We start from the raw sequence: 15,307 nt of genomic DNA on the forward strand, positions 1-15,307 counted from the left end.
ATCCTTATCGAAGAACCGCGCTTTTCAGGGAGCCGGGCATTCCGGGCACTGACTGATGCTCCGCACGCACAGAATGTGGCCCTGGCAATCCAGACAACAGCGTGTCCCCTTGGGGCAACCGCAAGCGGCATCCAGAGTGGGCGGATGCGACGCCGCGACCGGCAGGGGGGCCGGCGGCATCGATAGCACCACGGCCGCAGCGAGCACGAACAGACCGACCACGATCATTCGCGACATGGGCACCTCCGTGGAGGAATGTTGAAATCTCACGGAATTGCGCTCGTCGCTTCCCCTCTGACTCCGAGTTCCCGCTCGAGCTCGTTCAGCAGCAGGATATGCCCGCGCGGCACGAGCCCACGCCCCCGCCGCAATCGGCGTCGGTCTTGCAGGGGAACCCGCAGCTGCACCGGCAGGTGCGGCCTCCGTGCGCCTGGGTCGTCTCCTGAAACATGTCCGCCCTTGTCTCCATCTTGCATGAACCGCCATCCGGAGCTTCAAATGGCGACACCTCGGACGGCTGCAGGCAATCGGCCGCGGCGGGCGCCAGGATCGCCGCCGATGGAGTCTGGGGTGCGCTATGGGAAGCGGGCCCGGCCGAAACCGACAGGCTCACGAGGAGAAGGAGCACCATGGCAACGCACAATCCGAGCCAACCCTTCACGTTCTTCAATCGGAACATTGCTGCGTCCTCCTTTTCAAGAGAAAGACAAAACGCTTCTCGCGAGCTTTCAGTCGGCGAGCGTTCTCAGATCGCTTGCGGGATGGATTCATGCCCGCGGCAAGTTACGACGAGAACACCTCTCCGTCAAGGAAAGGATCCATGGCCTGCGTGAGGAATGTGAGAGCGCCATCGATTCAGTCAATCGAAATGGCATCTTGCTATTGGCGTCGGCTGTTACCTCTTGGAAGAGTGGCTCTCGCGGGTTCATCACGCCTCATCGCCTTTGCGCGAGGAGTCCGAGGCGGTCGTCTTTCTCGGGATCGTCGAACATGGCGAAGGGTTGCTCGAAGGAGTGGAAGCCCGCCGCGCCGAGCCGCTCCAGGATGCCCGAGATCGGCTGTCCCCATTCGGTAATCGTCTCGCAGGCCCGCTCGTAGAGGTGCGTCCCGGGGCGCTCCGCGAAGGAAGTCACCTTGACGGTGGAGCGGCGCGTCGCCGGCTCGTAGATCATCGACGCGATGAGCATGCGGCCGTCTTTTTCCTCGGCCACGAATTTGTCGAGCCGCTCCAGCCCGCGGCAGGTCATCACGTCGAAGAAGAGCCAGCCGCCGCTGCGCAGGTGGGCGCCCAGCCGGCGAAATGCCTGCTCCCAGAGATCCAGCGATTCGAGATGATTCAGGATGTCGGCGACGCAGGTCACCAAGTCGTACGGACCATCCCCTGGAGCGGGCCCGGCCGTGGTTATGTCGCCGACGCGCCACGCCACCTTCCCCGCGGAATCCTTTCTCCGTGCCACTGCGATCATAGCTTCCGAGAGATCCATCCCGGCGACACGGTAGCCTCGCTGCGCCAGCTCCAGCGCCAGCGTCCCGGTGCCGCACCCGGCATCCAGGACCCTGCATCCGGCCAGTCCCTTCTCTTCGACCAGCCGGAAGAGGCGGGGGCCGTAGGTCGGGGCATACCAGTCCCAGCCGTGCAGGTCGTAATGATCGGCGAATCCCCGATAGGCGTCGTGACGCTGGCTCATGGCGGCTCGATTCTAGCTCTCCCGGAGGCCGGCGTGCTGCGCCGGACCGTGCAGCTGGACCAGGAACTCGGAAGCATAGCGTCCATTCCGGTCGCACACCCATAGCCCCTCGGGCGAGGGGAGCATTTCCGTCAAGTAGAGGGTCGGCGCAGGCCGATCTTCCCTGGACGAGGCTGCCCGCCGGATGAGCTCCACCAGCACCGGCGATTCCAGGTCCGAATAGAAGGGTTTTGGCTCCACGCTGGTGTGCACGAACAGGTGGCGCGGCAGCCGATGCCGTCGCCTCAGGCGGGCCAGAGAGGCAAAGAGATGTGCCTCGCTCGCTCTCGAATCCGCCAGCGCCGGGGGGAGCGTCTCGGGTGAGACGATCCACCGACGCCGGAACAGGATGGTGCGTTTCCAGGTGAAGCGAGGCCAGCAGGTGATTCCCTCCACATCGAATCCCGCGAAGCAGGTGAGAGGCTGGAACCCCTGCTGCCCCAGGGAGACCAGGAACGAGACGAAGCCTTCCGGGCTGATGCCGCTGCCGACCACGGGAATCACCTCGAGGCCTTTCGGCATCCATCGCAGCACGAACCGCTTCCGCTCGCTGTCGTAGCGGACCACCAGCTGCCGGAGTGGAATCACCTCGGCTCCCTCCGAAGCCTTCTCTCCGGGGAGCTCGATCTCGTGGCGGAAGATCGAAGGTCTGAGGCCCGCGTTGGCGGTGCGTCCCCAGTGCATGTAGGTGACTTCGGCCAGGATGGCTCCTTCGCGCTCGAGACGCCCCCATCCCCGTCTCACATCTAGCGCGATGGGGCTTTCGGCGGCATCCGGTCCACCGGCGTGCAGGTGATCCAGCCGCGCGGAGGCGAGTCCGGATCCGGAGAAGAGAGCGTTGAGCGCCAGCCTCGCCTCGCCGGAGGCGACCTCTTCAGGGCGCGCCGCCTCCACCTGGAAGAGCGCCCCGCAGAACCAGGGAGGACTGGAGGCCTCCTCCAGAATCTTCCGCCAATTCTCGTTCGTCAGAAGAATCTCTTCCGCTCCATTCTCATTCGCCGCCCGAGCCAGCCCCGCAAAGGCGTCCCGGGCGCGGTGGAACCGGCGGCGCGCCTGCGTCAGCTCGCTCGACGGCTCGCCCGAAGGCTCCGGAAAGGAGATGGGGCGCTGCGCGGGCTCCGGCTCGAACAGGCCATGATAAAGGTCGAGCAGCTCGACGTCCTTGTCAGGCGGATGCACCTGTAGGAATCTCCGGACGTAGCCGGCCCGCAACAGGGTCTCGGGATAAAGAGAAGCGAAGAGGCGCGCATACCATTCCACCGCTTCCTGGACCTCATCCACGACTGACGCAGGCAACGCGATCTGCAGTCCCGAGGCGGCGTCCAGGCGGAAGATCTCGTCCTCCTTGAGATCCCGGACGTGCGGCAAGCGCTCCAGACGCTCCTGGATCCGATCCATGGCCACGCTGCGCTCGGCCGGCGGCAAAGCGGAGAGCTCGTCGACCTGCTGCTCGATCGCTTCCACCTCCGGGATCCAGGGGGCGCTGCTGCCCGACCGGCGGCAGGCCCTCCCCAGCGACTCGAGAGGCCGGCGGCAGCAGTAGGGAATCTCCACCTCGTGGATGAAAATGCCGCTCTCCACGAGCTTCTCCAGAAAGCCCGCCAGCTCGCGCTCCTCCGCCCCGGTCCGCTCCGCCACGATTCGCACGAGCTCCAGCGCGCCGCGCGCTGCGTCCGCGGCTTCGTCCAGAAAGAGGTGCAGGACCGGGAGGTCCCGCGCGCGTGAGAGGACTTCCTGATCCGTGGCGGAACGCAGGACCGCCGGGCGCCAGTAGGTCCATCCTCCCTCGGTCGTTCGAAGCGTCGGGTTGGGCCGCAAGCCCGCCGCGGAGCGGACCGCCGGATCGGCGGCCAGGCACGAAGCCACCTTCCGCGCCTCGAATATGTTGAGCAGAATCTCCCGGCGGATGAGAAGGTTCTCGCCGCTGACGCGCGCCGGCCCCGGCCCTGCCTGCACCAGGGCGGTTGCGCAGAAGACCGAGTAGGGGCTCGTCTTGGCGGCTCCGCGCGCGGCGTAGGAGGCGAACTTGGAGGCCACATGCCGGTCGTCGTAATCCCACCGGCTTGGATCGGTTTTCCGCAGAGAGCCGAGGGCCTCGAAGAGACTGCGGCTGACCAGTCGAATCCCTTCCCCGAATAGAGGCACATTCGTGATTTGCAGCAGAGCGTTCCGGCAGGCACGCAGCTCGCTCGAGAAGACATCCTGGTAGCGCTCGTGAAGCTCTTGCAGGCGTTGCCGGAGCTCGACCTGGCGGCCGACACGCTCGCGGAGCGCAGGATCCAGGCCGACGCCCGCTTCGTCGAGGAGCGCCGAAGCCGGGCGGCGGCGATTGTAGACCGCGCGACGCAGCGTCACGATGGCGAGTCGTCTGCGGTTGTGCTCGGAATCGCCGGGCACCGGAGGCCCGGCCGCCGCGAACAGCGCTTCGCTGAGCGGGCCGACCTCGCCTTCCGCCTCCTCCTCCAGGGCCAGCCAATCATCAAGCCGCTCGAGCGCGGTCGCGGCGCGCAGCTTCTCCAGCGACTCGAACGGAAAGGCGGCGACGCGCAGCAGGATGAGCCGATCGGAGACGGATTCCACGGCTCTCAGGCCTCGGGAGCGGGGTGGTCCTGGTGGTAGCGGTGCATGAAGTAGCGGAGGATCGCTTCCGCCGAAGGATCGATCCCCAGGCGGTTGCACTGCATGTGGGTGTAGGACCAGGCGAGGTACCCCGGATCCTGGGAGATTCGTCCGGCGGCGTGCGTCGCGAGGAGCTCGCGCATCACGGGCTGCATCGCCGCAAGGAAGGTCCGGGCGATGCGGGCCGGCTCCTCCCCGCCGTAGAGCGTCGCCTCGTCGTTCGTCTCGACTTGAAAGAGCTCTTCGAGCCCGGGTACCAGCGCCCGATAGCGCTCGTCGAGGGTGCGCAGCTCTGCGTCCTGCCACACCCCGCTTTCCAGGGCCCAGGAATGGCCGTAGCGGTAGAAGACCAGCTTCCTGGATCGGTCCATGTCCAAAAGGTCGAGGAGACGCTCCGTCAGGACCATCGAGAATTCCCGGCGTGACTTCGCCAGAAGACCGAGACGCTCCGCTTCCATCAGGTCCAGGCAGGCGAGGCTGTCGTGCAGGAAGACTTTCTCGGCCAGCGCCATCCCCTCATGCCCTCCGTAGCGCTCGTATTCCCGCTGGTACTCGGCGAGCTCGACCTCATTCACCAGCCCCCGCTCGCGCAGCGGCTCCACGCGACTCGCCACCCGTTGTCGCACCTCGCCGTCGATCCAATCGGGGAGGCCGAGAACGCGGAAGCGCACCTGCCAGTCGGGCTGGTCGAACCGGGCATAGAAGAGCGAATCGAGTGCGGGATGCCCGCGGATCTCGCGCGCCACGGGATGCACCAGATCACGAAGGATGTCTTCGTGGCTTTCCCTGGGGCCATGGAGGAGAACATAGAGGCAGCGCTGGTTGGTCAACGGGGTCGAAACTCCGGAAGCAGTTCAGCGGGAAAAAGAAGAGGGGTGGCATGGAGAGCTTCCACGTCACCCCTTCGGGACTCGCGTCCCCTCGAGAACCTGGGTGGTGCGGCTTACTTCGCCCCGTAGATGACCGGACAGGTACACAGCGGATTGGTGCTCGAGCTGGTGCAACCCGGCTTCGTGCGCGACTCAACATCCTCGACTTCCAGGTTCAGGGCAACGGGGTTCTTCGATGCTTTTGCCATTACTCCTCCTCCATGCCTGTGCGTTTACTTGGCTCCGAACACGATCGGACAGGTACACAGCGGATGGGTGCTCGAGCTGGTGCACCCCGGCTTCGTGCGCGATTCCACGTCCTCGACCTCTAGATTCAGGGCAACGGGGTTCTTGGCTGCTTTGGCCATTGCGCCTCCTTCAGAAAGGAAAATGCGGATTTCGCGAAGATGCTCGTGAGACACCAGACCGATCTGCCGGGCGGTTCCCCATAACGCCATGAAGGTCAGTGATTACGGGCTTCCAGATACCAGCAGGACCCGGTTTTGTCAATGCGTTTTTCCGAATCTCGCCTCGAAACCTTCGATCCGATCCCCCACACTGCGCGATGCGCTTCGATTTCTCCTCTTGACAATCAAGATGAGCGAAGGGTAGTCTCTCCTCCTGCTAATCAAGAGGAGGAGAAACGGTGGCGGAGAAAACGGGCAGCCTGGTCCAGGGAACCCTGGACATGCTGATTCTGAAGACGCTGGCCCTGGAGCCAATGCACGGCTACGGCATCGGCGTGCGTATCGGGCAGATGAGCCAGGGCGTCTTCAGCGTCAATGCCGGCTCGCTGTTCGTCGCCCTGCAGCGGCTGCACCGTGCCGGACTCATCCGCGCGGAGTGGAAGGCGACGGAGAACACGCGCCGGGGCAAGTACTACGCGCTGACCGCGGAAGGCCAGAAGCGTCTCGGCACCGAGACCCGGGAGTGGGGCCGGCAGGTGGCCGCCATCGCCCGCATCCTGGATGCGACTTGAATGAGCGCCTCGCCGCTTCGCAGCCTGCTTCTCGGCCTGCGCTCCCTGCTGCGCAAGCAGCAATCGGTGCGCGAGCTGGACGATGAGCTGGGCGCCTACCTCGAGATGTCTCGGCGCGAGAAGATGGAGCGCGGGATGAGCCGCGAGGAGGCGGAGCGTGCCGTACGTCTCGAGAACGGGAGCGTCGACGGCGCCCGGGAAATGGTCCGCGCCTCCGGCTGGGAGTCGCACGTCGAGTCGTGCTGCCGGGACCTGCGCATGGCAACCCGCACGCTGCGCCGCGCGCCCGGGTTCGCCGCCGTCGCGGTCATCACCCTGGCGCTGGGGATCGGCGCATCGACCGCCATCTTCTCCGTGGTGGATGCCGTGCTCCTGCGCCCGCTTCCCTATCCCGACCCCAATCGGCTCGTGCGCGTCTGGGAGCAATCCCCCGACGGGCGTCGGATGAATCTCTCCGATCCCAACTTTCAGGATTTCCGCGCGCAGAACGAAACCTTCACGGCCCTGGCGGAATACGCCGTCACCCAGGCATCGGTTTCCGCCGGCGGCGAGCCGCTGCGCCTCGACGTCGCTTATGTCTCCGGCGATTTCTTCAAGGCGATGGGAGTGCAGCCCGCGCGGGGCCGCGCCTTCCTCCCGGAGGAGCAGCGCCTCAACGGCTCCCCCGCCGTCATCGTCAGCCACGGCACCTGGCTGCGCACCCTGGGGGGCGTGGAGGATCTGGCGCGCTGCCGCCTCCGCTCGGAGGCGGGCGAGTTCCCGGTTGTGGGCGTCATGCCGCCGGGATTCAATTTCCCTGCCGGCGTCGCGGCCTGGGTCCCGCGCGAGCTGGAGGCTGACACTCCGAGCCGGACGGCCCACAACTTCCGCGGTCTCGGCCGTCTGCGGGATGGGGTCGACGTGCCCCGGGCCCGCGCCAACCTGAGCGCCATCGCGCACGGCATACGGAGCCGTTACGGCAAGGAAGTCGATCTCGACGACGCCGCCGTGGTGCCGCTGGCCGATGCGATGGTCGGCGAGGTGCGCACCGCCCTGCTCACCCTGCTGGCCGCCGTGGGACTGCTGTTGATCGTGGCCTGCACCAATGTCGCCGGATTGCTGCTGGCGCGGACCTCGGCGCGCCGCCGGGAGCTGGCGGTGCGCGCCGCGCTCGGGGCCGGCCGGGGCCGCCTCATGCAGCAGTTTCTCGCCGAGGCCTTCGTCCTGTCGCTGGCCGGAGGAGCTCTGGGAGTGCTGATGGCGGTCGGAGCGGTCCGCATCTTCCCCGCCCTGTTACCCGCGAGCCTGCCGCGCCAGGAAGGGATTGCCGTCAACCTTCCCGTGCTCCTGTTCGCTTTCGGCCTGGTCGTGGCGGTCGCCGTCGCGCTCGGCGCTTTTGCGGCCTTCCGCGCGGGAAGGGCGGATCTCCAGGAAGACCTCAGCGCCGGATCGCGCAGCGACGGAGGCACCGGCGGGAGCGCGCGGGTGCGCGGCTTCCTGGTGGTCGGCGAGATCGCCGCCACGCTGGTCATCCTGGTGGGCGCGGGATTGCTCGGCAGGAGCTTCCTGCGCCTGGTCTCCACCAGTCCCGGCTTCCGCCAGGAGAATCTGATCACCATGCAATTCTCCCCTCCGAGCGCCGAGGGCGGCGCGGACCAGGCTGGTGGGCTGGCCCGTCAGGTCCGGATGGTGGAAGCCATTGTGGGACGCCTGCGCGCGATTCCCGGGGTGGAAGGGGTCGGCGTGACGGGAGCCCTGCCGGTCGCGGGCGGCGACAATCTCTCCGATGGGATGTTCCTGGTCCTCGACGGCCGCGATCCTCCGACCGACTACAAGGAATTCGAGCGGCTCGGTCAGGATCCGGCTCGCGCCGGCTACGCGAGCTATTGCGTCGCCGGCAGGGAGTACTTCCAGACGATGGGAATTCCGCTGATCCGCGGCCGCCTCTTCGAGAACAAAGATGAAGTAGAAGCGCCGCACGTGGCGCTCATCAGCCAGTCGCTGGCGCGCCGCCGCTGGCCGGGCGAGGATCCGATCGGCAGGACCCTGGAGTTCGGCAACATGGACGGGGAGCTGAAGCCGCTGACCATCGTCGGGATCGTCGGGGACGTGCGCGCGGGAGGTCTCGACGCGCCGCCACCGTCGATCATCTACGTCGACTACCGGCAGCGCGGCATCCGCAACGCGTCGTCTCCCACCCTCCTGGTGCGCAGCGCCGATGCTGCCGCGGTCGCTTCGGCCGCGCGGGCGGTCTTCCAAGAGCTGGCGCCCGAGGTCCCCGTGAAGATCTCCAGTTTCGCCCAGGAGATGGGCGGCTGGCTCTCGGACCGCCGCTTCATGCTCCTGCTGGTGGGCTCGTTCGCGGCCGCGGCGCTCCTCCTCGCCGCGGTGGGACTGTACGGGGTCGTGGCCTTCTCCGTCGCGCGCCGCACCCAGGAGATCGGCATCCGCATGGCCCTGGGAGCGCGGCGCGGCGACGTCCTGCGCCTCGTCCTGGGGGGCGGCGCGCGCCTGGTCGTTCCGGGCGTGATTCTCGGAACCGCCGCTTCCCTCGCGGTCACCCGTCTCATCTCAAGCCTCCTGTTCGGCATCAGCGCCACCGACCCTCTCACCTTCGCCGGCGTCGCGCTGCTGCTCGCCGGCGTCGCGCTGCTCGCCTCCTACCTGCCGGCTCGGCGGGCCACGCGGGTCGATCCGCTACGGGCGCTGCGTTACGAATAAGGCATCCAGGTTTCCTTCCCAGTTTCTGTCCGTTCAATCAAGGACATGGGTCTTTCCATCTTCTCCCGATTCTTGACGTTCCTCGGCGCCGCGGCGCTGGCCACCCCGGCGCTCGGTGCCGCGCCCGCCGTTTCGCGCCTGCAGGAAGCCGGGAGCAAGGCGGCTGCCTGCCTGGCGCGCGACTACGACGGCCGGGCGTTCCGGGATCCTTATCTGCGTTACGTCTATCCCGAGGAAAAGCTGGAGGGCACGGCATCCGATCCCGATCTCACCTACCGCCGGATCGATGCCGACATCATGCTCGTCCTCCTGGCGCGCGAGGGGAAGATTGCCGCGGCGCTGCGGCCGGCGGTAGACCGGGCGAGCCGCGCGCTCCACGAGCTGCCGCCTCTCTGGGCCGGCAAGGGGTTCAACAACCTCCGCAAGAACCCGGAGCCCGAAGGCATTGCTCTCGACACCTTCTGCATCGTCGGTTGGCTGGAAGCGGATCGAGCGATGGCGCAAGCCGCCGCGCAGGCCCTCGATGGGGACGGCTGGCTGCCGGAAGGGTTGTACGAAGGAGAAGAGAGCTTTCGGCGCGACGCCGACGAGGCCTGGTGCCTGCGGCTGCTGGCATCTCCCGCCGGCATCGGGCTGAACGACGCGCGACGGGTGCTCGACCGGCTGCTTGCCGACTTGCGCGATGCCCGCAAGGATCCCGCGGGACGCCGGAGCTTCTATGCCGCCTATCACCTCTCTCTGCTGCTGGAAGAGACGATGGACCTCGGAAGCGGCATCGACGCCGGGGCGCTGCGCGAGGAGCTGGCGGAAGCGATGGCGGCCTGGGCCGCGGCGCGGCCCCGAGGCCGGGAGCCGGCCTCGGATCTCCTGGAGTGGGCCAATCTCGTCACAGCGAAGCTGCCTCGGCTCGAATCCACCGGGCTGAGGCGGCGCGGAGTTGAGATTCTCCTGAGACAGCAGGGCGAGGATGGATGCTGGCACCTTCCGGGCGCCCGTCCTCCGGAAGCAGGCTCCTCCTTCCTGACCCTGCGCGCCCTGCTCGCCCTTTCCGCCTACCGCGACCCGTAGTCGGCGAGTCCCGCCCAATAATAAGGATGGCTGAGGGAGCGGCCGTTGCGGCCTCGCACCTTGCCGCTGATGAGGCCGCGCTGCAGCTCCGCGAGAGCTTCGGCGGGCGAGCGGCCCTCGAGCAGCGGGTAGAGCTCGGGGATGTAGACCTGCGCCTCGCGATCGTCGATCTTCCAGAGCGACGCGACAACGCTGCGCGCCCCGGCGGCCAGGAACGCGCGGGCCAGGCCGATGCGCTCGTCCCCTTCGGCGCTGCCGCGGCTCAGCCCTCCTTCGATCCCGGTCTCGCAACCGCTCAGGACGACGAGCGAGGCGGGCAGGCTCATGGAAGCGATCTCGACGGCTTCGAGACGCCCATCCTGGCCTTTTCCAGGCGCCAGCTGGATGTAGGCATGCGCCGGGGAAAGAGAATTGGACCTGCCGTGCGCCGCCAGGTGGAGGCGATCGCGCGCGGGCGCTTCTTCGCGGAACACCATCTCGGTGGCCGCCTTTCCGACGTACAGGCTGGCTGACGAGCCGATCAGGTCCGCCACGCGCCGCGCCTCTCCCGCGGAGCCGGGAATCGCATCCTCCGGCTTGCCCCACAGCGGATCGCCGAAAACCAAGGTCGTCCCCGCGGGCGCCGCGTTTTCTTCATGTCGCTCGAGAAGGGTCTCCGCCGCCGGGAGCAAAGAAGTGCTCCAGCGCGCCACCAGCGGCTTTCCTTCCACCTCCAGCGCGGCGAACGGGATTCCGTGAAGCGGACCGTTGGGTGAAATCAGCAGACGGTCGCTGTCCTGCAAGGCGGGCAGCAAAGGACCGAAGAGCTGCTGTCCCGCGAGCCGCGCGGCCCCGCGCCAGGCCTGCGCGATCCCCTTCGGATCGGCCGTGGGCCGTCCCGGGTTGCGCAGGATCTCCAGCGTTCCCCGCAGGGTTTCACAAGCTTCCGGATTCGCGATCTCGGCGGACGTCAGGTTTCCGCTCTCCACCTGGAACACCGCCAACCCCCGGTCATCGAAAAAGAAGTCGAGGAGGAGCTCCCGAGGCTCGAGGCGCGCCTGGATGGCAGCCAGCGGAGCCACCACGGCGGGCATCAGCTGTTTGGGAAGCACCTCCGCCGCCGGCTCCAGGGAAAAGGAAGGAAGCGACAGCCGCTCGACGAAGGTGCGCGCCTTGGCCATGCGCGCGACCCGGTAGGCATCGGCGGTCTCGCCGCGCTGGCGATACCAGCGCGACAGCGATCGATAGGGGGCGATGCGATCCTCCAGCACCGCGGCACGCCATGCGTCCGGGGCCAGATCGGCGCGCAGGCGCTCCACCTCGGTCACCGAATCGGCGTAGCGGTGGCCCGCCTCGCGCTCCCGTCCCGACGCCTCGAAGACACGTCCCTCGAGATAGAGCATCTTCCATTCGTATTCGGCGAGATGGCGGTTGGATGTGCGCGCCCGGGCGTTTTCCAGCGCGGCGCGCGCCGCGCCGATCTCCCCCGCCGCGAGCCGGGCCTCGGCCAGCTGGGTCGCCGCCTGCTGCAGTCCCAAAGCGTCCTGCTCGGCCTCGAACAGGGCGGAGGCCTGTCGCAGCAGCTCCAATCCGGTCTCTCGGCGCTGCGGTCCCGAGGCCAGCTCCACCGCCGCGAGATCGGCCAGGAAGTCGCCGCGTCGCTTCGCCTGCTGGGTCTCCGACAGCGTCGCCAGGGCCGAGTCGAGGGCCTGCCGCGCACCGTCGAGATTGCCGCTGCGCTGCCGAAAGACTCCGAGCGTATCCAGATCCATGGCGCGATCGTAGGGAGATCCGACCTGCTCATGCATGCGGGCGGCGATCTCGAGCTCCTTCATCGCGGCGGGGGTGTCACCCAGGAAGAACTGCAGCAGTCCCAGGTTGCGATGCGCCGTGGCTCCCTGACCTATCCTCCCTTCGGCATCGTATTTCCGAATCGCGGCGCCCAGCTCTGCGACCGCCTCCGAGATGCGGCCCAGGTAATAGAAGGCGATGGCCCGTACCTCATGAATCGTGCCGAGGATATCCGGCGCTTCGATGCCGCTCAGCCGCTTCTGCGCCGCATCGAGCAGAGGCAGGGCTTCGCGATAGCGCCCCTGCTCCTGGCGCACCTGGGCCTCCTGCAGGTCGATGCCCGCGAGAATGGCGGGAAGATCCAATGCGGCGGCGGCCTTGCGGGCGACGTCGACATGCTCGAGGGACTCGTCGTAACGTCCCTGCTTCATAAGCACGTGCGCCTGGGTAATCTCGAAATCGGCCTCCAGGCGCGACAGGCCGGCCTCGCGCGCCACCGCCACCGCCTTCTTGATGCAAACGAGCGCCTGCTCGAGATCTCCCCTCTTGCTGTGCTGCGCCGCCTGGTTGTTCAGCGCCGTCGCCTCGATCTCGGCATTGCCGATGGCATGGCCCGCCGCGGCCGTCTCGCGCGCCAGCCGCAGCGCCTCGTCGTACTCTCCGAGGCCTTCCGCCACGTCTCCGAGGTTGACCAGGACCGCTGCTTCTCCCTCACGGTCGTTCCAGTCGCGCGCCGCCTGCAGGGCCGTCTGCAGGGCCGAGCGGGCCGCCTGCAGATCGCCTTGATCCTCCAGGGAGAAGGCGCGATTGATCTCGAGAGAGATCAGCAGCCCGAGATCTCCCGAGCGTGGCACCGTCTCGAGGGCCGCCTTCGCCCAGGTCTCGGTGGCCTTCGCCTGTCGCTGCACTGCCGCCATGCTGCTGAGATTGGCGAGGCACCTCCCTTCCTGCAGCACGTCTCCCGCCTGCCTGAGGACGCCCAGCGCCTGTCTGAATCTCGCGATGGCCTGGGTCACGCTTCCTTTGGCGTAGGCTTCCTTTCCCTGCTCCCGCACCTTCACCGCGGCGTCGCGCGCGGCCCGCTGAGCCGGCGTCCAGCGGCCGAACAGCGCCACACGCTCGACCACCGCGCGATCGCCGAAAGCCTTTTCATAGGCCGAGGCGAGGCTCGCTGAAAGAGCCGCGGCATCTCCTGCCTTGCCGTTGAGCAGGATGTCGACGCACTCGTAAGTCGTGCCGCGGTCGCCGCGCACCAGGTCCAGCATCCCCGTGCCGTCCCCTCGCGATTGCAGCGCACGCGCCTTCTCCAGAAAGGCGGGAACTTCCTTCTCCCCGGCACCGATCCCCGGGGCACAGGCAGCGAGGAGGAATGCAAAGACCATGAAGCGGATTTCAGCCGGCGGCCTCACGGCCCTATCTCGAAGGCGATTGGATCGCTCTCGGCGACGGCGCGGTCGAGGGCCATCGCCCGGATCTTCCAGACGTAGGAGCCCGGGGCGGGAGGTGGAGCTTCGAGCGGCCAGGGGGCCGAGGTAGCCTCGCCACCGGCGGAGACCTGCCCAATCTTCCGGCCGGAAGCGTCGAAAAGGCTCAGCTCGTAACGGTCGGCCCCTGCCACGGGAGACCATTGGAACCGGAGGCCCGAAGAAGGAATCGGCGCGCCGCCCGAGGGGGACAATACGGTGAAGTCCCCAGCACCGCCGCGCACTGGATTGCCAGCCTCGCGCGGACCCGATCCGAGGCGCAGGACTCCGGCCGTGATGGCCGCGATCAGTGCGAGTGATGCCGCCATGCCGAGCAGCCAGCCGCTGCGCGGAATGCGCCTGCGGCTGAGAGAGGCGGAGCGGGCGCGGCTGAGCATCTCCGCCGGGACAGCCGGTCCCTGTCCTTCCACCGAGCGTAGCAGGGTCAGTCCGTCTCGACAGCTCTCGCACAGCGCCAGATGAGCCTCGAAGCGATCCCTCTCCGGCGGAGCGAGACTGCCGTCCAGGTAAGCGGCGGTGAGGATGTCATCCGGATGCCCGGCGATCAGCTCTTCGGCCATCTGCTGCTCCTCATGCTTCCGACCAGAATGCCGACCATCCCTCGAGGTCGGCTCGCTCGACACCCGAGCTGGCGAGCCGGCGGCGAAGGGCCGCCACGGCGTCGCGGATCAGGGATTCCGCCTGCGCGGGAGACACCGCCAGGGTCCGCGCCACCTCGTCCCGAGTCAGGGCATCGCGGAAGCGCAGTGTGAGCGCCAGACGCTGGCGCGGCTCCACCGTCCCCAGCGCCTCCTGCAGGATCGCGCTGGCCTGCTTCTCGCGAAGCGGCCGCTCGGGATCGCCGCCCTCGCCGTGCAGCGGCAGCCCATGCTCGTCGTCATGCACCGCCGCCTCCGCCACCGGATCGATGGAGAGGGTGCGCCGCCGCGAGGCGAGGCGGGCCAGCAGCTTCCAGCGCTGATTGGCGGAAAGAGTGGCCACGATCGCCGCTGTCCGGCGCGAGGCCTCCTCCAGGGTCAGCCGGATTCCGTGCCGCCCCTGCAGCAGGCTGCGCGTCTCCTCCATCGAGGCGCCGTCGCGCAGGTGATACTCGAAGAGGAGGCGGTCCGTCTCGTCTCTGGAGGCCACTTTTTCGAAGGGGCGGTAGCGGCCTTCGCGGGAGCGCAGGAAGTCGACCGCCATGTTCTTCGCCACCACGGTCAGATAGGTGGAGAAGCGGCACGGGGCCTCCGCGCGGCGCTGGAAGGCCCGCACCCGTCGCATGTCGTCCTCCCGCAGGCGATCGCATATATAGAGGAAGAAGTCCATGCGGTCGTCATAGGAGTCGGCGAACAGGGTCACCACCCGGAACAGGACGCCGGCGAACCCTTCCAGGAACTCTTCCCAGGCGCCGGCTCCCTCCCGCCGCACCCGGGCGAGGATCTCGTCCTCCCGCCCCGTTCCTTCCAGGCGCAGCGCGGCGGCGGATGCTGGGGATTCCGGAGACAAGGCTCGACGCCCCCTTCCAGGCCGTTCTCACATCCTGAAGCGGCTTGGTGGGAGCGTAGCAAAAACCGGCCGTGCCGAACAACCTGCAAAAAACCCCGGCCGCGCGGAACGCCGCGGCCGGGGCCACCTTCGACAAAGAGCTAGTCCGCGACCTTGATGAAGACGGGCGAGCCGCCTCCGCCGCACCCCTCGTTCGAGTAGCCGTCGCAGTCGTCGTCGTACGGCGTGGAGCACGACTCCGCCTTGCCGGGGCGCACGTTCGGATTGTTGTCATTGCAGTCCCCCGCGCAGGTGGTGACACCGTCATTGTCCGCGTCGGGGCAGAAGCGATCGACCCGGAGCCTGTCGAGCCGCGCCCCGAGTTCCCGCGGCCGGAAGCGGATCGTGTAGGTGCCGGGGAACAGGCGGTAGGTGATCGGGTTCGCGTTCTCCACCGGCGTCACGTAGGCGTTGTAATGCCCGACCCGGGTCCAGTTGAAAGCGCCGTACGTGTAGGGTGGATTGCAGAACTCGAAGCGGAAATGCGCGCTCCCCCCGAAGCCGAAGTTGACCGGCGTTCCCGAGGGATCGAGGACCTCGACGACGAACGAGTCATCGGAGCTG

General features: G+C 67.6%; 12 protein-coding genes. 3 read left to right on the forward strand and 9 right to left on the reverse strand.

The window, feature by feature from the left end:
- Positions 1 to 935: 935 nt before the first annotated feature.
- From VFW45_18490 to VFW45_18510, 5 genes are all read right to left on the reverse strand, one after another.
- Entirely contained in the window at positions 936 to 1,688 is a 753-nt protein-coding gene (locus tag VFW45_18490) for a class I SAM-dependent methyltransferase (protein ID HEU5182783.1), read from the reverse strand.
- 12 nt (positions 1,689 to 1,700) lie between these two features.
- Positions 1,701 to 4,307, reverse strand: coding sequence for a lantibiotic dehydratase (locus VFW45_18495; GenBank protein HEU5182784.1), 2,607 nt, complete (start codon positions 4,305 to 4,307; stop codon positions 1,701 to 1,703).
- A gap of 5 nt (positions 4,308 to 4,312) precedes the next feature.
- The gene (locus VFW45_18500; GenBank protein ID HEU5182785.1) at positions 4,313 to 5,176 is read right to left on the reverse strand and encodes a thiopeptide-type bacteriocin biosynthesis protein; all 864 of its coding nucleotides are present in this window, start codon (positions 5,174 to 5,176) and stop codon (positions 4,313 to 4,315) included.
- A gap of 113 nt (positions 5,177 to 5,289) precedes the next feature.
- Entirely contained in the window at positions 5,290 to 5,424 is a 135-nt protein-coding gene (locus VFW45_18505) for a hypothetical protein (GenBank protein ID HEU5182786.1), read from the reverse strand.
- Between the two features lie 24 nt (positions 5,425 to 5,448).
- Positions 5,449 to 5,583, reverse strand: a complete 135-nt coding sequence (locus VFW45_18510) for a hypothetical protein (GenBank protein ID HEU5182787.1) — start codon at positions 5,581 to 5,583, stop codon at positions 5,449 to 5,451.
- Positions 5,584 to 5,861: 278 nt separating this feature from the next.
- Between VFW45_18510 and VFW45_18515 the strand changes: the two genes are divergently transcribed.
- Genes VFW45_18515 through VFW45_18525 form a run of 3 tightly spaced genes read left to right on the forward strand, consistent with a single transcriptional unit; the run spans position 5,862 to position 9,962 of the window.
- Positions 5,862 to 6,194 (forward strand): PadR family transcriptional regulator, encoded by a 333-nt coding sequence (locus tag VFW45_18515; GenBank protein HEU5182788.1) that lies wholly within the window; start codon positions 5,862 to 5,864, stop codon positions 6,192 to 6,194.
- On the forward strand, positions 6,195 to 8,894 hold the full coding sequence (locus VFW45_18520; GenBank protein ID HEU5182789.1) for an ABC transporter permease: 2,700 nt from the start codon (positions 6,195 to 6,197) through the stop codon (positions 8,892 to 8,894).
- Positions 8,895 to 8,939: 45 nt separating this feature from the next.
- Positions 8,940 to 9,962 carry a hypothetical protein gene (locus VFW45_18525; GenBank protein ID HEU5182790.1) on the forward strand — a complete coding sequence of 341 codons (1,023 nt, stop codon included), beginning with the start codon at positions 8,940 to 8,942 and terminating at the stop codon, positions 9,960 to 9,962.
- On the opposite strand, the gene VFW45_18530 is transcribed toward VFW45_18525, so the two are convergent.
- The 4 genes from VFW45_18530 to VFW45_18545 all read right to left on the reverse strand — a co-directional run.
- Positions 9,947 to 13,141, reverse strand: a complete 3,195-nt coding sequence (locus VFW45_18530; protein HEU5182791.1) for a CHAT domain-containing protein — start codon at positions 13,139 to 13,141, stop codon at positions 9,947 to 9,949. The genes VFW45_18525 and VFW45_18530 overlap by 16 nt on opposite strands.
- Positions 13,138 to 13,776 carry a zf-HC2 domain-containing protein gene (locus VFW45_18535; protein ID HEU5182792.1) on the reverse strand — a complete coding sequence of 213 codons (639 nt, stop codon included), beginning with the start codon at positions 13,774 to 13,776 and terminating at the stop codon, positions 13,138 to 13,140. Before VFW45_18535 ends, VFW45_18530 begins: the two co-directional genes overlap by 4 nt.
- A 10-nt stretch (positions 13,777 to 13,786) precedes the next feature.
- Complete coding sequence (locus VFW45_18540) at positions 13,787 to 14,704, reverse strand: sigma-70 family RNA polymerase sigma factor (protein ID HEU5182793.1); 918 nt, start codon at positions 14,702 to 14,704, stop codon at positions 13,787 to 13,789.
- A 140-nt stretch (positions 14,705 to 14,844) separates the two neighbouring features.
- Positions 14,845 to 15,307: putative metal-binding motif-containing protein (locus VFW45_18545; GenBank protein HEU5182794.1), on the reverse strand; the 463-nt coding region annotated here is incomplete at its 5' end.

This window comes from Candidatus Polarisedimenticolia bacterium, from assembly GCA_035764505.1.
In the GTDB taxonomy this organism is placed as follows: Bacteria; Acidobacteriota; Polarisedimenticolia; order Gp22-AA2; family AA152; genus AA152.

What these genes read in the sequence shown, in the direction of transcription:
- VFW45_18535 (HEU5182792.1), bottom strand. Translation starts at nt 13,776, where the DNA reads ATGGCCGAAGAGCTGATCGCCGGGCATCCGGATGACATCCTCACCGCC.
- VFW45_18520 (HEU5182789.1), top strand. Translation starts at nt 6,195, where the DNA reads ATGAGCGCCTCGCCGCTTCGCAGCCTGCTTCTCGGCCTGCGCTCCCTG.
- VFW45_18510 (HEU5182787.1), bottom strand. Translation starts at nt 5,583, where the DNA reads ATGGCCAAAGCAGCCAAGAACCCCGTTGCCCTGAATCTAGAGGTCGAG.
- VFW45_18525 (HEU5182790.1), top strand. Translation starts at nt 8,940, where the DNA reads ATGGGTCTTTCCATCTTCTCCCGATTCTTGACGTTCCTCGGCGCCGCG.
- VFW45_18490 (HEU5182783.1), bottom strand. Translation starts at nt 1,688, where the DNA reads ATGAGCCAGCGTCACGACGCCTATCGGGGATTCGCCGATCATTACGAC.
- VFW45_18505 (HEU5182786.1), bottom strand. Translation starts at nt 5,424, where the DNA reads ATGGCAAAAGCATCGAAGAACCCCGTTGCCCTGAACCTGGAAGTCGAG.